This window comes from Brevibacterium samyangense (assembly GCF_039529845.1).
Lineage (GTDB): Bacteria > Actinomycetota > Actinomycetes > Actinomycetales > Brevibacteriaceae > Brevibacterium > Brevibacterium samyangense.
In genome coordinates this window covers 1-20,105 of the sequence record NZ_BAAANO010000008.1, presented here as the reverse complement: position 1 = coordinate 20,105, position 20,105 = coordinate 1, and the positions used below count along the sequence as shown (strand labels likewise).

Here is a 20,105-nt window from a genome sequence, read left to right as displayed (position 1 = left end):
CCACGCCGGTCACAGTGCGTAGAGTCGGCGCAGCACCGCGTCGATCTCGGCTTCGGAGGTGAAGTCCTCGATGACCTCCACGGGAACTCCCACGTCTCCGAGCGTCCGGGCGATCTCCCCTGAGGTGAGGATGAAATCGGCGTCCTTGGCCTTCCCGCGTGCGGAGATGGTGTCGGTCGCCTCGACGGTGATGAAACGGCTCCAGCCCCACCGGTCGAAGACCTGCTCGAGCGTGTTCTTGAGGAACAGGCTCGTGCCGAGGCCGTTGCCGCACACGGTGTAGATGAAGTTCTTGCCCGCGACGACGGGGCCGTCGGAGGAGGCGGTCGCCGAGGCGCCGGCCGGCTGCGCAGCGACGGGCACCTCGGCAGCGGGCGCCTCGGTGACGGGCTCCGCGGGAGCGGCGGCTGCGCCGCTCTCGAACACCGCGAGCACCTCCTCGGGTGTGGCGGCGGCGTCGAGCGCTGCCTTCTTGCGGGGGCTCGCGAGGACCTTCGCGAGGGCCGCGAGGGCCTGCCGGTGCGCGGTGTTGTCGACCGCGGCGAGGGCGAGCACGAGGGTGACCGGATCGTTCTTCTCGTGACCGAATTCGACCGGGGCGGCGAGGCGGACGAGCGACATGCCGGTGCGGGTCACCGAGTCGTCCGGGCGGGCGTGGGCGAACGCGAAGCCCGGGGCGATGACGATGTAGGGCCCGTTCTTCTCGACGTTCTCGATCATGACGTCGGTGTAGGAGTCGCCTGCGACCCCGCCTTCGACGAGCAGCGAGCCCGCGGCCCGGATGGCGTCCCGCCAGTCCGAGGCGTCGACGCCCAGACGGACGGAACCAGGACCGAGGAGATCACTCAGTACTGACATGGTGGAGACCTTTCGCGGATGGGCGCCTCTGCGCCCGAGCGGGACCACACTATGTCAGCGTTCACCTGTCGATACAGGCCTTCGGAGTTGTGTTTATCTCTGTCTCGTCATGCGGAAGTTGCACGCGTTCATTTCAATTGTCGTAATACCGGGGCGTGCTCGTCGGACCGTGCGAGCGAGCAGAACCGACGTGCAGCGCCGGCGAGCACGGCCGGCGGGCGTCCGGATCCCGCGCGCTCAGCTCCCGCTGGTCTTCTCCCCCACCTGCCGCTGGATGCGGGCGAGCATGCCGCTCATCCCGTTGAGGCGCAACGGGCTCACGATCTCCGTGAGCGACAGACGCAGCGGGAAGTCCGCCGGAACCGCGAGGACCTCCGCAGCCGGCCGGCCGTCGAGTCCCTCGTGGAGGATCCCCGCGAAACCGCGTGTCGTCGGGGCCTCCGGGGGCGCGCTGAAGTACAGGTGCACGGTGCGTGCCGCGTCGTCGTCGATCTCGGTGAGGAGGAAGATCGGCGACTGGCACTCGGGCACGGGTTCGAGCAGTTCCGGGTGGTCGGCGAAGCGGGCCGGCAGCTCCGGCAACCCGTCACTGAACTCGAGGAGCAGCGGGAGCCGTTCGTGCGCCGGCATGTCAGCGAAGTCCTGCGCGATCTCCGCGAGGCCGGCGGGCAGGGGTGCGGTGTCGCTGTCGTTCGGTGCGGTGTTCTCGGTCAATTCGGTACCGTCACTCACTTCGCGGGTGCCTCACCGGGTTCTTCGCCCTTGACGATCGGGACGCGCACTGCGTTGCCCCACTCCGTCCACGAACCGTCGTAGTTGCGCACGTTCTCGTAGCCGAGGAGGTACTTGAGGACGAACCACGTGTGGCTCGAACGCTCGCCGATCCGGCAGTACGCGACGACGTCGTCGCCGGGCGTCAGCCCCTTCTCCCCCTCGTAGATCGCACGGAGTTCCTCCGCGGACCGGAAGGTGCCGTCCTCGTTCGCGGCACGCGCCCACGGCACCGACTGCGCAGTCGGGATATGGCCGCCGCGCAGCGCGCCCTCCTGCGGGTAGTCGGGCATGTGCGTGCGTTCACCGGTGTACTCCGCCGGGCTGCGGACGTCGATGAGCGGCTTGCCGAGATGATCGAGGACGTCGGGCAGGAATGCGCGGATCTCCTCGTCACGGCGTTCCACGACGGGGTACTCGGTGGGCGCCGGCTGCGGCTGCTCGCGGGTGAACTCCCGCCCTTCCTGCTGCCACTTCGCGCGGCCACCGTCCATGAGGCGGACGTCCTCGTGGCCGAAGAGCGTGAACACCCAGAGGGCGTACGCGGCCCACCAGTTCGACTTGTCGCCGTAGACGACGACGGTCGATTCCCGGGAGATTCCCTTCTTCGACATGAGCGCGGCGAATCCCTCGCCGTCGACGTAATCGCGGGTCACCGGGTCGTTGAGCTCGGTGTGCCAGTCGATCTTCACGGCACCCGGGATGTGACCGGATTCGTAGAGGAGCACGTCCTCGTCGCTCTCGACGAGGACGACGCCCGGATCGTTCGCGTGCTCGGCGACCCACGCGGTGCTCACGAGGCGTTCGGGCGCGGCGTACGCGGCGAACCTCTCCTCCGAGGTCGGTGCTGCTGCCTCATGCGGTTCGGTGGTCATCGTGGAGACCTTTCGTCGAGGGGTGTCCGGGGCGCACTCGCGGTGCGCCCCGGGTCCGGCTGTGCTCACCAGACTATTCCGTCCGCCGGGGCACCTCGTGCACGTTCGCTCACGGGTGAACCCCGGTGCCCGTCAGCTCTCGCCCCACACCTCGCCGGCGATGTCGACGACGTGCCGGACCTTCGCCCACTGCTCGTCCTCGGTGAGGACGTTGCCCTCCTCGGTGGAGGCGAACCCGCACTGGGGGCTGAGTGCGAGCTGTTCGAGCGGTGCGAACCTCGTCGCCTCGGAGATCCGCGCGAGGATCTCCTCCTTCGGCTCGAGTTCACCGGACTTCGAGGTGACGAGCCCGAGAACGACCCGTTGGTGGCCCGGCTGCAGGAACCGCAGCGGCTCGAAACCGCCGGCGCGTTCGCTGTCGTACTCGAGGAAGAAGCCGTCGTAGGGAATCGCGAGGAGATGCTCGGCGACGGGTTCGTACCCACCGGAGGAGATCCACGTCGACCGGAAGTTGCCACGGCACACATGGGTCGTGACGACGAGATCCTCCGGCTTTCCCTCGAGCACCCTGCGGAGGATGTCCGCGTAACGTGCGCCGAGCCCCTCGGTGTCGATACCGCGTTCGGTGCGCGCGCGTTCGAGTTCGGTCTCGCTGCACAGGTACGCCCAGGCGGTGTCGTCGAACTGGAGGTACCGGCATCCGGCAGCGTAGTACGCGGCGATCGCATCACGGTAGGTCTGCACGAGGTCGTCCACGTAGTCCGCTCGTGCGGCGTAGGCGTCGGTGACGATGTTCGGCTCCTCGACGCGGAAGTCGAGGACGGTCGGCGAAGGGATCGACGCCTTCGGCGTGAGCCCCTTCTCCTCCGCCACGGCGGCGAGTGCGGTGAAGTGCCCGACCATCGGGTGGTTCGCCGGGAAGCCGATCCGCCCGTCGATGCGGATCGCATGCGGCTTCGTCGTCGCTCCCCGGAACGGCAGGCTGTGGTCGGTCTCGAAGATCTCGACACCGTCGAGCATCCCGAAGAAGTCGAAGTGCCACCACGAACGACGCAGTTCACCGTCGGTGGCGACCTGCAGGCCGGCGGCGGCCTGCGCCTCGACGAGGTCGACGAGGGAGGCGTCCTCGACGGCGGACAGCGCCTCAACGTCGATCGTGCCCTCGGCAAGCTGCTCGCGAGCGGCTTTGACGGGTGCGGGACGGAGGAAGGAACCGACGATGTCGGCCCGGAAGGGAGGGGTGAGTGTCATGACCCCAGCGTATGCATGCACGGCCGGTGATGCGGTGCGCGGTGTCACACGGCGCTGTCACGACTCGGTGGTCAGCATCTTCACGGGTGCACTCGGCATCATCATCGCGGTCTTCGGAGGCTTCTGCGGCCTCGTCCTCGTCGTCCTCGGGATCGTGCTGTGGGCCGTCGGCGCGAAGAGGACGAAGCGCTGAGCTCAGGGCTGTCGTCCCGGCTGCTCAGGGCTGTCGTCCCGAACGCTCAGGGCTGTCGTCCCGAACGCTCAGGGCTGCGCGAACCCCGGGACGAGCTCGAGCACCGGAACCTCGAGCGCTGCGGCGATCGCGACGAGGGTCGAGACGCGGGGATTCGCCGGCGCATCATTGCGGCGCGAGGACGGTCGACCGGCCTCGAGGAGCGAGAGGTGGTTGCGGGTGATCCCGGACGCCTGGGCGAGTTCCTCCTGGGAGAGGCCCTTCGCACGGCGGAATCGGCGGATGGCATTGCCGAGGGAGCGCGCTTCCGCGACGTCCCATCGGTTCTCACCGAGGTTCGTCCCGGTCTGCGCATCGTGGTCGGTGAGTCGGGTTTCTGCTGGCACCCGTCAAGAGTGGCACCGGATTCTGACCGAGTCCGCCATCACAGCATGGAATTACGTGAGAGTAACCTCAGTGTCCGCTCCGGCAAGGCACCCTGCTGCCGGGAAACTACGCATTCCGCACCATCACTGACGCCGAGGCGCCATTTCCCGGCCCTGTTCCGGGCACTTCCGAGGAATACAGAACAACCTCCGGACACCTCCCGAGCTCCTCGGCGGAGACCTCACCGAAAGCGTCGATGTCGAGGAGTCCGCACTTCACCGCGGCCTCCTTCACGGTGAACCACCACCGGAACAGCGCTGCGGGCCGACCCCGGGCGTCCCACCGGGCGATCTCCTCCGTCGTGAGGACGAACTCCGGGGTCGGCCCACCGGCCGTCTCCACGTCGACACCGCACGGGAGCACCGACACCGCAGCGGCCACGTGCCCCGTCGAATGTGCCCAGGACACGTGGAGAGGAATACGCCGACGCGCATCCGCCCCGGGGGACGGTGCCACGAGTGCCGGTGCCCCGTGGTCCCCTCCCCCGCAGTCGGGACACGACTGGACGAGCGCCAGGGTGCCGGCCCAGCTCGGACCCCGACCGTGCTGGAGCTCGTCGTGGGCGAGCGCGAGCGCGAGTCGCCGGGCCTGCGCGAAGGCCACCCGGTCACGGTGTCGGGACAGGCGGGCGCCTCGGGCCCGGACGGCGTCCGACACCGGCAGCGCCGTGAGCACGGTTCCCGGTTCGAGGGAGTCGTCGAGGGGTTCGACCGCCCATCGCACCGGACCCGGGAAGAAGAGCGACCGGCCCGGGACGGTTCGTTCCGTTTCGCCCATGTCCGAGGTCCTCCCTTTCCGCGTCCGTTGCAAGGTACACCGGCGCTGCCCGGGACAACATTCCTGTCACACGCCTTCGCTAGGGTCGGGGCCATGGAGTACACCGCTTACGACACCCGCCTCGCCGCGTACGCCCTCGTCATCGACGAGGACGACAGGATCCTTCTCAGTTGGTTCAACGGGCGGGGATCGCGGGGTCGGCCCGGGTGGTCGCTGCCCGGCGGCGGTGTCGAGTTCGAGGAGTCGCTCGAGGAGGGACTGCACCGCGAGGTGCTCGAGGAGACGGGACTCACCGTCCGCCTCACCGGTCTCCTGCTTGCGAACACGGTGACCGAGCCGGGGTCCCGCAGGCCCTCGGGGCGCGGTTTCAAGGCGGTCCGGATCGTGTACCGGGCGGAGGTCACCGGAGGGACTCTCGGCACCCTCGAGGTCGGCGGGACGACGGACCGTGCCGAATGGGTGCCGATCTCCGATCTCGCCCGGGGCGAGGTCCACCGGTCCTCGATCGTCGATCGCGCCCTCGAGGCGCACACGGCTTCGCGCGGATCGACCGGGGACCGGAAATGCGCCGGGGAGGTGCTGTCGTGACCGGCCCGCGCCTCGGGTTCCTCGGGGTCGGGGAGATCGCACGTGCCATGGTCGAGGGGATCGCGTCCGGTCCGCGCCCGTACGACCGGATCCTGCTGTCCCCGCGCGGCCGCGACAACGTCGCTGCGCTCACGGCCCGGTTCCCGGACCTCGAGGTCGCCGGCTCCAACGCCGACGTGGTCGCCGGTTCCGACGTCGTCGTCCTCGCCGTGCGGCCCGAGAACCTCGCCGAGGCGGTCGCCGGCGTGTCCTTCCGCCCCGACCAGGTGCTCGTGAGCGCACTCGCCGGTGTGCCGATCGCCCGACTCCGGGAGGTGCTCGGGTTCGAGGGCGACATCGTGCGGAGCATCCCGCTGCCGCCGGTGAGCGAGCGTGCCTCGGTCACGGTCGTGTACCCGGACCATCCGGCGGGGACAACGCTGTTCGACCTGCTCGGCGGCACGCTCGTGCCCGCGGACGAGGAGGCGTTCGCGGTGTTCGGCGGGGTCACCGCGACCTTCACCGCGTTCCTCGACTACGTCCGCACCATCAGCGCGTGGACGACGGAGAGGGGCGTGGATCCCGCCGACGCCGAACGGTTCGTCCGCTCTGCGTTCGCCGGACTCGCACCGGCGCTGCGCGACCTCGACCGGCCGCTGGACCGCCTCGTGCGCGACCACGAGACCCCCGGCGGGTTCAACGAGCAACTCCGACAGGGCTGGTTCGACGCCGCCGCACAGGACCGCCTGCGGCAGGAACTCGACGCCCTGCACGAGCGCGCCCGCGGGGAGTGACGACACCTCGCGCGGGCACCTCGGCAGTCCGGGAACGCTGCCGGCCCCGACCCAGAACCCGTACCGCACAGTAGGTGAACACGGGCCGAAAAGGGCATGAACTCGACCCCTTGTCACGTGCCGACGGTCGTGCAATGGTGAGACGACCCCAACGGCGAAGCGGCCGGGCCGGGTGCTCGGCCGCCGCTCGACGCACGCAGGAGGTCACAGTGAAATTCCCTTGGCTCATGTCCACGCTGGAGAACGACGGACCGCTCCTCTCGGTCCACCTCGACACCACACGCACCGACCCCCGGACCGCCGCGGAGGTGACCACCCGCTGGACGCGATTGCGGGCGGAACTCTCCCGGGCCGGCGCCCCTGACGACCTGCTCGACACGGTGGAGGAGGCGATCCGCGAACCCTCCGCGATGGGCGGCCCCCATGGACGGGCGATCATCGCCTCCGCCGCCGAGATCCTCGTCGACCGCACCCTGCCGGTCCCGCCGATCACCGAATGCGCCCAGTGGGCACGCGCCCCGAAGCTCCTCCCCTTCATCCAGCTCACGCCCTTCGCCGTGAGCCAGCTCCTCGTCGAGGTCGACCGGGCCGGCGCGGACCTCACTCTCTGCGCCCCCGAGAATCCCTCGCTCACCCGCGGGTCGACGGACCTCGGGGACGACGGGTCGGTCGACGGCGGGCACGACGAACTGCACAAGGCCGGGCTCGGCGGCGGTTCGAAGCACGGTTGGCGTTCGAACAACTTCGAGGCACGTGTCGAGGACTCCTGGGAACGCAACGCCGAGGCGGTCGCCGCCACGGTGACGAAACTCGTCTCCGAACACCGACCGGACATGGTTCTCCTCACCGGCGACGTCCGCGCCCAGTCCCTCCTCAAGGACGCGCTCGGTCAGGAGGTCCTCTCCCGGCTCCACATCGTCCCCGGTGGGACGCGCGGTGTGAGCCTCGAGAGGGCGTCCTTCCGGGAGGAGCTCGACAGGATCACCCGGGAGTTCATCGAGGGACGGCAGCGCGAGCTCGGTGAACGCTTCCACGAGAGCCAGGCCCGTGACGCCGAGTCCGTCGCCGGTGCCTTCGAGGTCGTCGAGGCGCTCGACCGCGGGCAGGTCGACGAACTCGTCCTCGTCACCGGGCGCGAACCGGACAACGTCGAGGATCTCATCCGACGGGCCATCCGCACGGACGCCGGGATCTCGGCCCTCGGCGACGACTACGCCGACATCCCCGAGGGCGTCGGCGCACTGCTGCGGTGGAAGGACGCCGCGACACCGTCGAACAGTGCCGCGAGCATGTCCGGGGATCCCGGCCGGGAGGTCGAGATGAACCCGCTGCGCGAGGAACTCTTCGAGGACGGCACCGACTACGAGAAGAAACTCAACGCCCTGCAGGTGTGAGTCACCCGGACCACACGACGGCCGGAACACACGAAGGCACCGCGATCCGCTCGCGGTGCCTTCGTTCGTGTCCGGGGACTGCAGTGGACCCACCGGCCCGCGTCAGCCCTCCCGTCTCCGCACGTACTCCTCGACGACGATGCCCGAGTCGTACCCACGCACATCGACGAGGTCGAACCGCCTCGGCGCATAGGGAGCCGATCCGAACAGGGGAATCCCCGAACCGAATGCAAAGGGATTGCGTTTGAGGACCAACCGGTCGAGCTCGTCGATGAGCGCACCGGCCACCTGCCCGCCACCGCACAGCCAGATGTCGAGTCCGTCCTCCGCCTTGAGCTCGCGGACGGTCGCGACCGGATCGGCGGTGAGTGTCACGTCCTCGGCCACGGTCCGGTCACTGCGGCTCGCCACGTACTGTCGGAGGTGCGGGTACGGACTGTCGATCCCCACGTCCAGACCCGGACGAAGGGCACCCCACCCCATCACGACCGTGTCGAAACGATTCCGCGGGGGCTCGAGCCCCAGCAGCGTGAGACCATGGCCGGGAATGGCATCCCCGTATTCCTCGAAGAGCACCGGTGCGTGGTCGCCCTCGACGAGATAGGCGTCGAAACCACCGTCCGGTGCCGCGATCTGCCCGTCGAGGCTCACCGCGACGTAATAGACGAGTTCTCTCATCACACTCCGATCACACCATTGGTCGTCGTTCCGCCTCACACCAGCCGGTTCACTCGCTGCCCGTTCCGCTCGGACCGTTCCGCTCGTGGTGCCGAACCACTTCGGTGTTCCGGCGCCGCACCTCCTCGTGATGTGATGGGGATCATGACAACGCAGTCCCCCTCCCCCGCATCCCCGCAGTCGACCCCCGGATCCGCCACCACGACCGCCGCTTCCACCTCGGCGGACTCCGCCCATCTCCCCCGGTACACGTCCTCGTCAGTGCGCGCGCAGATCCGGGCGATCATGACGGCCTTCGGCGCGACCGACTCCGTCGTGGACATCGCCACCGACGTCATGCACGACACCGACCTCTCCGGCATCGATTCCCACGGCATCTCGATGCTCCCGTACTACGGGGCCGGGATCCGCGACGGGTCGCTCGCCGCCGGCACCGAACCGGAGGTCGTCCGCGACGTCGGCGCGACCGTCGTCATCGACGGCAAACGCGGGTTCGGCCACCCCTCGGGGCAACTCGGGATGGAGCAGGCGATCGCGAAGGCCCGCACGTTCGGCGTCGGCATGGCGACCGTGCGGGAGACGAACCACTACGGCGCTGCCGGGTACTACGCGCGTCTCGCCGCCGAGCAGGGCCTCGTCGGCATGTCCCTGTGCTCGACACGCAACGCCTACCAGACCCCGACGGGGGCCCGGAATCCGCTCATGGGAACCAACCCCATCGCGTTCGCGTGTCCCGTCGACGGGGAGGAACCGATCGTCGTCGACATGGCGACGACCGTCGTCCCCTTCAACAAGGTGAAGGTCTACGAACTCAAGGACCAGCCCCTGCCCGCGGACTGGGTGCTCGACTCCCACGGCCGCAGCGTCCGGAACTCCGCCGAGGCGATGGCAGGCCTGGGCGCGAAGGACGGATCGCACGGCCTCCTCCCGCTCGGCGGGGCCGGTGTCCTGGGCGGCGGGCACAAGGGCTACGCCCTCGCGACGATGGTACAGCTGCTGTCGGCAGGCATCTCCGGGGCCGATCAGCCGGGGAACGTCGACGGGTTCCAGTCGGTCGGGTACTTCTTCCTCGCGATCGACCCCGAGGTCGCAGGCGCCGGGATCACACCGGCCTATGCGAAGGAACTCCGCGACACCCTCCGCGGCATGGACCCGGTGGACCCCGAGGTACCCGTCCAGGTCGCCGGTGATCCCGAGCACCGCGAACGCGCCCACCGAGCCGTGCACGGCATCCCGCTCTCCGACATGCTCCTCGACCAGATCCGTGCCACGTGCGCGGATTTCGGGGCGGACCTCGTTCTCGAGAAGGTGACCTGAGCTACCGCGCCCGGCGGAGGTCCGCCACGAGGCGGGGCGTCCGCCACCGCGTGACCTCCCGGAACCACCGGGACGCGGGGTACGACAGCCGCACCCAGAAGTAGTTCACGTACTCGATGACGCCGAATCCCCAGACGAGGAGCGCGAGGACCGTCGCGACCGCGTGCGGGGCTCAGCACGAGGATCCCGGCGAGCGCGCCGACGAGGACGACCGGGTCGAGGTACCGCAGCACGCGGTAGACCGCGCTGGAGACGAGCTCGCCCGCGCCGAGGGACAGGTAGGTGCGGCGGGCGACCGTCCGAGCCCGCTCGCTCGGGCTCACGGGAATCGTCCTCGGGTTCACGTCCACGAGCCTATCGACTGCGCCTTCCCGGACCAGGACCTCCGGAGGGAACCCGGGTGGTTCGCACCCGGCGGGGTGCGGGAAAACCCCCGTGCTGCGGTGGCCCGCTCGCTCCTACCGTGAACGGGTCCGGTCCGTCCGCGACCGGCGACCACCCGTTCACATCCTCCAGAGGAGCACCATGCAATCCGGCGAACCCATCGTCTCCGCCCGCGACGTCGTGAGGACCTACGGGAGGGGTGATGCCCGGGTTGCGGCACTCGACGGGGTCTCCGTCGACTTCCACGCCGGCCGGTTCACCGCGATCATGGGACCCTCGGGGTCCGGGAAATCGACGCTCATGCACGCCCTCGCCGGACTCGACCGGGTCGACTCCGGCACGATCACCGTCGGCGGACGGGTGATCACCTCGATGAACGACCGGGCGCTCACGCGTCTGCGACGCGAACGCATCGGGTTCGTCTTCCAGTCGTTCAACCTCGTTCCGACCCTCTCGGCCGAACAGAACCTCGAACTCCCCCTCGTGCTCGCCGGGCGGAAGGTCGACCGCCGGTGGAAAAGCACCGTGATCGCCCGCCTCGGGCTCGAGAACCGCCTCACCCACCGGCCGCACGAACTCTCCGGCGGGCAGCAACAGCGCGTCGCGGTCGCCCGGGCGCTCCTCACCCGACCGGACGTCGTCTTCGGCGACGAACCGACCGGCAACCTCGACTCCGCGGTCGGGGCCGAGGTCCTCGGCCTGCTCGAGGAGTCCGTCCACGAATTCGGGCAGACGATCATCATGGTCACCCACGACCCCGTCGCCGCCGGCTACGCCGACCGCGTCGTGCTCCTGCGGGACGGACGCCTCGCCGGGGAGATCCACCGACCGGATCGCGACTCCGTCGTCGAGGCGCTCGGACGGCTCTCCGCGGCTCCCGGGGCAGCACCGGGCACCACCGCACCGCACACGGACGGGGCGATCGCCTGATGCTCCGTGTCGCCCTCTCCGGGATCCGCGCGCACTGGTCCCGGTACATCGCCATCTGCCTCGCGGTCGCCCTCGCAGCCGGCTTCGTGTCCGCGACGCTGCTCGTGAACGCCGCGATGAATGACACCCTCACCCGTTCGATCGGCGCCCAGTACGCACACTCCGACCTCGCGGTCGTGCCGACGGGAGGCACCCCGGACACGGAGACCCTGCGCCGTGTCGCGGATGCCACCGCAGACGTCGACGGCGTGGCCCGCGCGGAGCCCGACCTCTCCGCATGGGTGATCGCGAACTCCGGCCGCGCCGCCGACTCCGCGATCGAACTCTCCCCGGTGTCCGAGGGCTCTCCGCTCGGAGCCCCCGACGTCGCCTACGGCCGGCTTCCCTCCGGCGCCGACGAGGTCGTCCTCTCCGAGGACTCGGCCACCCGGTTCCACCTCGGGCTCGGGGACCGACTCTCGGTCGACGCGCCCTTCACCGACGAGCAGGTCGCCGAGGAATCGCTCCCTCCCGAACCCGAGTCCGTCGACCTCGAAATCGTCGGTCTCGCGGCGACGACGAGCGATCCTGCCGCAGCCGGCCGGGACCTCGGCTGGGTGAGCGCCGAGCGGTTCACGGACACCTTCGTGCCCGGCGCGAGCGGCGACAGCGTCCTGGTCACGGCGGACGACGGCACGGAGGCCGCAGACCTCCTCACTGCCGTCGCTTCCGCTGTTGACGAGGTGACCGAGGGCTCCGCGGTCGAGAACCCTGTGACCGGCGACACGGAGTCCGTTGAGGAGACCGCGCCGGTCACCTTCGACGTCCTCACCCGGCAGGACGCCGTGAACGAGCGGGTCTCCTCACTCAGTGGGGGCAACGACGTCCTCACGTGGTTGCTCCTCGGGTTCGCGCTCGTGTCCGTGTTCGTCGCCGGGCTCGTCGTCGCGAACACCTTCGCGGTCGTCGTCGCCCAGCGGCGCCGTGAGCTCGCGCTCCTGCGGTGCATCGGGGCTGCCCCTTCCCAGGTGTTCCGCTCGGTCCTCGCCGAGGGATTCGTCGTCGGGGTCGTCGGGGGCGTCCTCGGAGTCCTCGGCGCCTGGGGGTTGCTCACAGTCCTCGTCACGCTCGGCTCGTACACGGGTCTCGACGTCCCGGCATCGGCCGTCGTCCCGACTCCCGCCGCGATCGGCGCGGGCCTCGCGGCCGGGATCGTCCTCACGGTCCTCGCTTCCGTGGCTCCCGCCCGCTCCGCCACCCGCGTCACCCCTCTCGAGGCGCTCCGCCCCGCCGAGGAGGTCACCGTCTCCACCCGTGCCGGTCGGGTGCGCGGTGTGCTCGGGGTGGTCGTCCTCGCGCTCGGTGTCGGTCTGCTCGTCACCGCGCTCGTCCTCGTGTCCGGGGACGCGGTGTGGATCCTCGTCGGGATGCTCGGCGGGTGCCTCGTGTTCGTCGGCCTGGTGATGTCCGCCGTGCTCTTCGTCCCGGCCCTCGTCGGTGGGATCGGCCGACTCACGGTCGCGCGCACGGGGATCGCCGGGCGCCTCGCGACGCTCAACGCGGTCCGCAATCGGAGCCGGACGGCGGCGACCGCCACTGCGCTCGTCGTCGGGGTCGGCCTGGTGACGACGATCCTCATGGGCGGGCAGACCGTGAAGGCGACCGCGAACGAGGCACTCGCGCAGAAGTACCCGGTCGACCTCCTCGTCACGGTCTCCGAACCCGTGCAGGATGCAGCGCTCCGTGATCTCGCGGGGATCACCGGGGTCACCGCCGTCGCCCCCGGTCTCGACGTGCCGGCCGACGACGGCAGTGGGGAGCCGAGGCGCGTCCTCGGTCTCGACACCGCGGCGGCCGGGGAGGTCCTCCTCCCCCAGGCACCTGCGCTCGTCGACGGCCACGTCTCCGTACCGGCCGGTTCGGCTGTGACCCACCTGCGCCTCGGCGACGCATCGGACGGCCCCGAGGTCCCGGTGACGGCGGCCGGGAACTCCTCCGATGTCTACCTCGCGCCCCGCGCACTGCTCGAGGACGAGGTGGCGGACGAGGCTCGTGACGCCGTCGTCCTCCGCGTCGCGCCGGATGCCGGTCCGGACGCACTCTCGGACATCCGCTTCGACGCCGCCGAGGTGCTCGACGTGTCCCCGTCCGAGGTCTCGGGAACGGCGCTCGCCCGGGCCGCCTACACCCAGGTCATCGACATCCTGATGCTCATCGCGGTGGGGCTCCTCGCGATCGCCGTCGTCATCGCGCTCATCGGGGTCTCGAACACGATGAGCCTGTCGGTGATCGAACGCACCCGGGAGAACGCGCTCCTGCGCGCGCTCGGACTGGGGACGGGCCGGTTGCGCGGCATGCTCGCGACCGAGGCGGTCCTCATCTCCGTGGTCGCCGCACTCATCGGCACGGCCGTCGGCAGTGCGCTCGGGGCGATCGGGGCACGCCTCGTGACCTCGGAACTCTCCGACCGCCTCGTGCCCGGGGTGCCGTGGTGGGCGTATCTCGCGATCCTCGCGGTCGCGGTCCTCGCCGGGCTCCTGTCCTCGCTCCTACCGGCGCGCAGAGCGACCCGGCTCAGCCCGGTCGAGGGGCTCACGACGGTGGAGTGACGGCGGACCCGGCCCCCGAACCGGCGCTCACACAAGCCGCAGCCCCCGGTGGCGGTTCACCGCGGCGAGGATCTCGTGCCGCCGGGGCCGCGCGAGGTGACCCGGGTGACCCCGGTAGGTGCTCAGCGCGTCGAGGCCGTTCTCGTCGAGGACGGCCTCGATGCGGTCGACGAGTTCGTCGAGGGTGCGCCGACCGTCCGCCTCGCGGGCGAGCCGGTCGAGGATCCGGGCGATCGCCTCCGTCTGTGCGGGGTCGACGAGCTGGGCCAGGTGCGACACGTCGATGTCCTGCCGCCCGAATTGGATGGACCCGAGCCCGCGCGCCCGCGGTTGCTTGTGCCCCGGCTGCAGACCCGCCGGGTCCGGCACCCGGCCGGGCTGAGTGGTGGGGAACGCAGTGGCGGGGAACGCGGTGTCGGGAGAGGAGGGCGCCTCGGCGGTGGTTCCGCCGGCGGCTGCGGCGGCGATCTCGTGAGCGCGCTGCGTGACGTCGTACGGCACATAGGAATCCATGGCGATCACGTGATCGGCGAGCGCGAAGAACGCGCCCGAGCCGCCGGCGACGAGCACCGTGGGCACACCGCGATCACGCCACAGGGGCCGGATCCGGTCGTGGAACGGGGTGATGGGTTCCTTCGCGGCGGGGACGAGGAGGCGCATCCGCTCATCGCGGATCATGAAGTTCGTCGCCGAGGTGTCCTCGTCGATGAGCAGCGCCCCGGCTCCGGAGTCCACGGCCTCCATGAGGTTCGCGGCCTGCGAGGTCGATCCGGAGGCATTCGTCGTGGTGAAGTGCCGGGTGTCGGTGCCGCTCGGGAGGTTGCCGATGAACGGGGAGATGTCGACACCGGTGACGGCGCGGCCGTCCTCGGCCCGGATCGACACCGCGTCGGGCCGGGTCACGACCCATTCGCGGCCGTCGCCGGCGATGTGCGGGTACACCCCGCGTTCGAGGGCACGCAGCAGCGTCGACTTGCCGTGGTAGCCGCCCCCGACGACGACGGTGATGCCCTCCGGCACTCCCATGCCGGTGACGGCGCGGCCGCTCGGCAGGTCGAAGGACACCCGGAGCGAGTCCGGCGACCGGAAGGCCACGGCTCCGGAGGTGAGCGGGAGGTCCGAGGCACCCGAGCTCCGCGGCAGCACCGCCCCGTCACCGACGAAGGCGACGAGCCCCGCTGCGCGGAGCGCCGTGCGCAGCGCGTCCTGGTCGCGCAGGAGGGCGACGTGCGCGGCGAGGGCGGTGCGCGCTTCCGCATCGAGATTCCCGTGGAACAGGGCGCTGCGGCCGAGCTCCGGCAGGACGTCGAGGAGCAGCTCGGCGGCTTCCCGTCCCCGAATCCGTCGTCCGGCAGCCGGGAGCGCCACCTCGATGCGGGCCTCCACCCGGTCCGGGGCGAGGAGCACGCTCGAGCGTTCGAGGATCTCCTGCCCGGGTGTTCCGATGGTCACGGGAGGTTTCTGCGCGTCCGGGCGGGCGCCTCGGCGGTGGTGGGAGCGCCGGTCGCCGTGGGCAGCGGGCCCCCGACCGGCGCGTGCGGAGAAGTGCTCGGTGATCGCCGCGGCGAAGCGGCGGGTGAGGAAATCGGAGACCGCGATCCGGCCGAGCCGGTCGGCGACGAGGTCCGCCGGCAGCGCGGCGTCCCGCGCATCGACGACGAGCCGCATCCGCGAGGGCGGGGCGTACGGGTCGACCTGGACATGATCGACGACGAGGTCCATCCCGCCGAGGTCGTGAGTGCCGCGGAGGTGCTTGTAGGCGGCGTAACCGCGTCCGTCGAGGGAGGCCAGGGTGCGTTCGAGCATGCGGCTCACTGTGCCATATCGGCAGCGGTGCGGTGCGGGCCGCGGGTCTGTGCCCGATGGCGGGCAGGAGCCGGATGGTGCGACGCACGCCGCCCGACCTCTATCGTGGTGTGGTGAATACCGATCCCGTCCTCGCCCGCGCCGAGGCGCTCATCACTACCGTCCCGGACTTCCCGGCCCCCGGAGTCGAGTTCCGGGACATCTCACCGCTCCTCGCCGACGGTCCCGCTCTCGCTGCCGTCACCGAGGCGCTCGTCGCTCCGTTCGCGGGAACCTTCGACGTCGTCGCCGGACTCGAGGCCCGCGGGTTCCTCCTCGCCGGGTACGTCGCCGCCCGCACGGGGGTCGGCATGCTTCCGATCCGGAAGGCGGGCAAGCTCCCACGACCGGCGGCATCCGTGTCCTACGACCTCGAGTACGGCTCGGCGACGATCGAGGCTCCCGACGTGCTCCGTCCCGGCGACCGGGTTCTCGTGCTCGACGACGTCCTCGCGACCGGCGGCACCCTCGCGGCCACCCGCACGCTGCTCGGACACCTCGGCGCCGAGGTCGTCGGTGCTGCCGTCGTCCTCGAACTCGAGGCGCTCGGCGGGCGGGACGTGTGCGGAGATGTGCATTCGGTCTTCCGGGGGTGAGCGGCTTCTGCGCGTGAACAACTGCGCGTGAGCGCGCGTTCCACTCGCCTTTCCTCAGAATTCGCTCCAGGGCCCTTTTGTGCCCCCGCCCTCCGGGTCTAGCGTGAATGGCCCAGGCGCCCCAACGGCGCCCACTGCTGGGACGAGCAGTGACGGATTGCACAGAAGGAGGCACCATGACCGATCTCTCCGGCAAGCGCGTGGCATTCCTGCTCACGAACGGTTTCGAGGACAGCGAGCTCACGAGTCCCTGGGACGCGGTGACACAGGCAGGCGCCCAGGCGGTGCTCGTCTCCCCGGCAGAGGGGTCCGTGACCGGCAAGAACGGTCACGAGCAGACGGTGGACTCCTCCCCCGCCGAGGTGAAGGCGGAGGACTTCGACGCTCTCGTGCTGCCCGGCGGCGTTGCGAACGCCGACGCCATCCGACTCTCCCAGGACGCGGTCGACCTCACGAAGTCCTTCTTCAGCTCCCACAAACCTGTGTCGGTCATCTGCCACGGCGCGTGGATCCTCGCGGACGCCGACGTCCTGTCCGGGCGTACGCTCACGAGCTACCCGAGCCTGCGCACCGACCTCGTGAACGCCGGAGCCACCTGGGTCGACGAGGAGGTCGTCGTCGATGAGGGGCTCGTGTCGAGCCGCACGCCCGACGATCTGCCCGCGTTCAACGCGAAGACCCTCGAGGAGATCGCCGAAGGGAAGCACGCGGGGCAGACTGCCTGATTCGCCGGGCCCCGATATCACTGAGGCTCATATCGCTGAGTGCTGATATCACTAGGCTCTGACCTGTGAAGCTTTCTCTTCTCGATCGGTCCCGCACGCGTGCGGGCGAGGACGACGGCGCGGCCCTGCGGAACTCCGTGGGCCGCCCCGTTCGTGCGGAATCACTCGGTTTCCACCGTTTCTGGGTCGCCGAGCACCACGGAGTCCCCGGGGTCGCGTCCGGAGCCCCGGCGGTGCTGCTGGGGGCGATCGGGCAGGCCACGGAACACATGAGGGTCGGATCCGGAGGGGTCATGCTCCCCCACCACCAGCCCCTCGTCGTCGCCGAGCAGTTCCTCATGCTCGCCGGATTGTTCCCCGGGCGGATAGACCTCGGGCTCGGCCGGAGCCCCGGCTTCACGCGCCCGGTCCGGGAGGCGCTGCGCGCCGCCTGGACGGATGCTCCCGTTGCCGAGGCGCCACGGGGCTCCGCGCCGGTCGGCACCTCGGGAAGAACCACCGACAGGCGTGCCGACGCGTCCGCCCGGGACGACCGGTTCGCCGCCGACCTCGCAGAGGTGCGCGACCTCCTCACCGGGACCGGTACCGTGACGGCCCGACCGCAGGTCGCCTCGGCCCAAGTCCCCGGGATGTTCGTCCTCGCGACCGGGAAGGGTATGACGGTGGCCGCCGAACTCGGTCTTCCGGTCGTCATCGGTGGTCCGCTCGTCCAGGATCCCGAACTCGAGTCCCTCGTGCGGATGTACCGGCGGAACTTCCGGCCGGCCGGCGTCGGGGTGTCGAGGCCGCAGGTGATCGTGTCGGCGGATGTGTTCATCGCCGGCTCCCGAGCCGAAGCCCGGGACCTCGCGCTCCCCGAAGCATGGGCGATGGCACGTTCCCGGGAAACCGGAGAGTTCGGGCCGCTCGAATCTCCCACGGCGATCCACGAGCAGGTGTGGAGCGCCCGCACCCGTGAACGCGTCGAGAAGGCGCTCGCGTCGCCACTCATCGGGACGGCGGACACGGTGGTTCCCGAGGTGGAACGCATCCTCGCAGCAGCGGGGTCGGAGGAGCTGCTGCTCTCGACATCGACGTTCGACCTCGCTGCTCTCGAGGCGCTCGACCAGGTCGTGGCCGCGACTTTCGGGTGAGGCTGTGTGCGGTTCGGGATGGCTGACCTCGGCCTGCAGTGCAGGTCACCGGTCCCGAGCCCCGGCCATTCAGAACGGAGGCGGATCGTCGTCCGGGCCGCCGGAATGCCACGTATCATCCGAACCCGAGGTTCCTGCACCTGGATCAACGGATCCTTCGATGCGTTCGCACCCGGAACCGTCACGATCATCGTCGACGGCACGACCGTCATGGCCTCGGTGACCGGCTCCGTTGTCGGGCGCACTCCCACTGCGGCCATCGGCGCAGGGCCCGTCGTCGGTATCACCGTCCCGCAGACCACCACCGTCGCCCCCGTCCTCGTCGCCGGTTCCACCTTCGGAGCCGTCACCGCGGGCAATGCGCCGGAACTCTTCCGCGTGCATCACTTCCACCGGATCCCCCGGAGGGAACACCGTGACCTCGTTCCCGTAGGGCAGGACCCAGCGCACTCCCCCGTCCGGGGTCGCGGACACACGCAGTCTCCTGTCGGTCTTCGCCTGATGATGACGCTTACACAGCGGGTGCAGGTTCTCGAACACGGTCAACCCACCGGAGTCCGGGTCCGCGTGATTGAACTCCCGTATGTGGTCCATTTCCGCTTTCGCGGCCTGCCTCGTGCATCCCGGTGCGGTGCAGTATCTCCACTGCTGGATGAGGGCCGCTCGTACATCCGGAGGAATCGCGTACCGTTTCGCTCTCGCATCGATCGGTGTGCCAGTTGCCGGGTCCGTGAGCATCCGGGTGAGGGTTTTCGAGTGACCGGCGAGGATCCTGGCGACTTCCGCCGGGACCGGGGACCCGTCCGGGAACACCCCGGACAGGTTTCCTTTTCCGAAGAGGCTCAGGTACGGGACCGTCACCACCACCTGCGCCTGATTCCGCAGATAATCCCCCGCATCCGGCAGCTCGAGGACGAGTTCCTCCGCACCCTCACCCGTAGCCAGGTCCGTCGTCTCGGACCCGTACCGAGTGGTCGGCATGCGACGAGTCGTCACCTGCGGGCGTGAGAGGGACAGGATGTCGAACATCAACTGCGCGATGTTCCGATGCTCGATCAGCTCGAGCTGCTCACCGGCTGCCCCGCCAGTCCCTGCCCCCGCTGCCCCACCAATCCCTGCCCCAGCACCCTGACCCGGCAGAGGCTTACGGTAGAACACACTCCGCGCGAGCGCTTCGACTCGCCGATAGCACGCCTCGATCAACAAAGCCGGCCCGGTGAGGATCAACGCTGCGGTGCCATTGCCGTAATGCTCCACATCCACCCGACGTTCCTCGAACGCACGAGCGTCCCGCACCGCCGGTGGCACCAAGGCCCGAACCAGCTTGCCCAGCGTGTTCCGGAACGTCTCCGGAGTGACATCAGCCCGCCGGGTCGACAAATGCCGGTCGACCTTCGACAACAACGCCACCGGGACCCGGCCTGCGATCCGGGCGGCCGTGCGGACGTGATCGATGCCGAACTCCCCTGCTCTGGCCCGCGCGAAGAACCCGGGCAGTCCGTGGACGACGGTGAGGGCTTCACGGCAGAACCCGAACGCCTGTGCCGCCGACTTCCGCAACAGTGCCGAGAGATTCACGAGGTGCTCGGTGGTGAGGTGCTCACTCACCCAGTCCCCGAGCGCCTTCGTCGGTTTAAGCGCCGGCAACGGCACCAGCACGCGACCCTCGATCCCCTCCGCCTTACCGGGCTCCTCGTGCCGACGCACCTCGCCGCGATGCTCCGCGTCGGAGCCCGCTCCAGCCGCGTCGGCGGACGCATCCGCGTCCGGTTCACTGCCCGGGCCCCGGCCCCATCTCAGAGCTGCCTCCAGCGCTACTCGTTCGGCAGCGATCTCGGCCTCCCGCTGCCGAACCTCCACACCCCACCTGCGCACCGTCGCAGCGATCGACTCGTACTCGCCGTGCAGAAACTCCGGCAACGACGCCGGCGGGACAGCGTTCGCCAACGCGTCCTCGTCGTGGGCGGTGGTCTCGATGATCACCTCGGACACCACATACCCGG

The 20,105-nt window shown here is 70.1% G+C and carries 19 protein-coding genes; 10 read left to right on the top strand and 9 right to left on the bottom strand.

What is annotated here, in order from left to right; genetic code table 11:
* Positions 1–9 precede the first annotated feature (9 nt).
* From ABD172_RS04095 to ABD172_RS04080, 4 genes are all read right to left on the bottom strand, one after another.
* Positions 10–858: a PTS sugar transporter subunit IIA gene (locus tag ABD172_RS04095; protein WP_344307201.1), complete on the bottom strand. Its 849-nt coding sequence runs from the start codon at positions 856–858 to the stop codon at positions 10–12.
* A gap of 237 nt (positions 859–1,095) precedes the next feature.
* Entirely contained in the window at positions 1,096–1,488 is a 393-nt protein-coding gene (locus ABD172_RS04090; protein ID WP_344307550.1) for a SufE family protein, read from the bottom strand.
* A gap of 98 nt (positions 1,489–1,586) precedes the next feature.
* Entirely contained in the window at positions 1,587–2,504 is a 918-nt protein-coding gene (locus ABD172_RS04085; RefSeq protein WP_344307199.1) for a sulfurtransferase, read from the bottom strand.
* 132 nt (positions 2,505–2,636) lie between these two features.
* Entirely contained in the window at positions 2,637–3,755 is a 1,119-nt protein-coding gene (locus ABD172_RS04080) for a 5-methyltetrahydropteroyltriglutamate--homocysteine S-methyltransferase (RefSeq protein WP_344307198.1), read from the bottom strand.
* Between ABD172_RS04080 and ABD172_RS04075 the strand changes: the two genes are divergently transcribed.
* Positions 3,754–3,948: a hypothetical protein gene (locus ABD172_RS04075; RefSeq protein WP_344307196.1), complete on the top strand. Its 195-nt coding sequence runs from the start codon at positions 3,754–3,756 to the stop codon at positions 3,946–3,948. The two genes, ABD172_RS04080 and ABD172_RS04075, sit on opposite strands and share 2 nt — an antisense overlap.
* Positions 3,949–4,016: 68 nt before the next feature.
* On the opposite strand, the gene ABD172_RS04070 is transcribed toward ABD172_RS04075, so the two are convergent.
* Together ABD172_RS04070 and ABD172_RS04065 are read right to left on the bottom strand one after the other, a co-directional pair.
* Entirely contained in the window at positions 4,017–4,334 is a 318-nt protein-coding gene (locus ABD172_RS04070; protein ID WP_344307194.1) for a helix-turn-helix transcriptional regulator, read from the bottom strand.
* Positions 4,335–4,440: 106 nt separating this feature from the next.
* Positions 4,441–5,151 (bottom strand): 4'-phosphopantetheinyl transferase family protein, encoded by a 711-nt coding sequence (locus ABD172_RS04065; RefSeq protein ID WP_344307193.1) that lies wholly within the window; start codon positions 5,149–5,151, stop codon positions 4,441–4,443.
* 93 nt (positions 5,152–5,244) lie between these two features.
* Between ABD172_RS04065 and ABD172_RS04060 the strand changes: the two genes are divergently transcribed.
* The 3 genes from ABD172_RS04060 (at position 5,245) to ABD172_RS04050 (ending at position 7,906) form a co-directional block, all read left to right on the top strand.
* Positions 5,245–5,739, top strand: coding sequence for an NUDIX hydrolase (locus ABD172_RS04060; protein WP_344307191.1), 495 nt, complete (start codon positions 5,245–5,247; stop codon positions 5,737–5,739).
* Positions 5,736–6,512, top strand: coding sequence for an NAD(P)-binding domain-containing protein (locus ABD172_RS04055; RefSeq protein WP_344307189.1), 777 nt, complete (start codon positions 5,736–5,738; stop codon positions 6,510–6,512). Before ABD172_RS04060 ends, ABD172_RS04055 begins: the two co-directional genes overlap by 4 nt.
* 227 nt (positions 6,513–6,739) lie before the next feature.
* Entirely contained in the window at positions 6,740–7,906 is a 1,167-nt protein-coding gene (locus ABD172_RS04050) for a baeRF2 domain-containing protein (protein ID WP_344307187.1), read from the top strand.
* Positions 7,907–8,008: 102 nt separating this feature from the next.
* Here the strand turns inward: ABD172_RS04050 and ABD172_RS04045 are convergent, their stop codons facing one another.
* Positions 8,009–8,584, bottom strand: coding sequence for a dihydrofolate reductase family protein (locus ABD172_RS04045; protein ID WP_344307186.1), 576 nt, complete (start codon positions 8,582–8,584; stop codon positions 8,009–8,011).
* 144 nt (positions 8,585–8,728) lie between these two features.
* Between ABD172_RS04045 and ABD172_RS04040 the strand changes: the two genes are divergently transcribed.
* From ABD172_RS04040 to ABD172_RS04030, 3 genes are all read left to right on the top strand, one after another.
* On the top strand, positions 8,729–9,901 hold the full coding sequence (locus ABD172_RS04040) for an Ldh family oxidoreductase (RefSeq protein WP_344307184.1): 1,173 nt from the start codon (positions 8,729–8,731) through the stop codon (positions 9,899–9,901).
* A 525-nt stretch (positions 9,902–10,426) separates the two neighbouring features.
* Entirely contained in the window at positions 10,427–11,215 is a 789-nt protein-coding gene (locus ABD172_RS04035) for an ABC transporter ATP-binding protein (RefSeq protein ID WP_344307182.1), read from the top strand.
* Positions 11,215–13,803 (top strand): ABC transporter permease, encoded by a 2,589-nt coding sequence (locus ABD172_RS04030; RefSeq protein ID WP_344307180.1) that lies wholly within the window; start codon positions 11,215–11,217, stop codon positions 13,801–13,803. Before ABD172_RS04035 ends, ABD172_RS04030 begins: the two co-directional genes overlap by 1 nt.
* Before the next feature lie 27 nt (positions 13,804–13,830).
* Here the strand turns inward: ABD172_RS04030 and ABD172_RS04025 are convergent, their stop codons facing one another.
* A complete protein-coding gene (locus ABD172_RS04025; protein WP_344307179.1) occupies positions 13,831–15,609 on the bottom strand; it encodes an ABC-ATPase domain-containing protein in 1,779 nt (592 codons plus the stop codon).
* Positions 15,610–15,683: 74 nt separating this feature from the next.
* Between ABD172_RS04025 and ABD172_RS04020 the strand changes: the two genes are divergently transcribed.
* The 3 genes from ABD172_RS04020 (at position 15,684) to ABD172_RS04010 (ending at position 18,102) form a co-directional block, all read left to right on the top strand.
* Positions 15,684–16,244, top strand: coding sequence for an adenine phosphoribosyltransferase (locus tag ABD172_RS04020; RefSeq protein ID WP_344307177.1), 561 nt, complete (start codon positions 15,684–15,686; stop codon positions 16,242–16,244).
* Positions 16,245–16,420: 176 nt separating this feature from the next.
* Entirely contained in the window at positions 16,421–16,969 is a 549-nt protein-coding gene (locus ABD172_RS04015) for a type 1 glutamine amidotransferase domain-containing protein (protein WP_344307176.1), read from the top strand.
* A 65-nt stretch (positions 16,970–17,034) separates the two neighbouring features.
* Positions 17,035–18,102 carry an MsnO8 family LLM class oxidoreductase gene (locus ABD172_RS04010; protein ID WP_344307174.1) on the top strand — a complete coding sequence of 356 codons (1,068 nt, stop codon included), beginning with the start codon at positions 17,035–17,037 and terminating at the stop codon, positions 18,100–18,102.
* A 69-nt stretch (positions 18,103–18,171) separates the two neighbouring features.
* On the opposite strand, the gene ABD172_RS04005 is transcribed toward ABD172_RS04010, so the two are convergent.
* Positions 18,172–20,105 (bottom strand): HNH endonuclease signature motif containing protein (locus tag ABD172_RS04005; protein WP_344307172.1); only part of this gene is annotated, 1,934 nt, incomplete at its 5' end.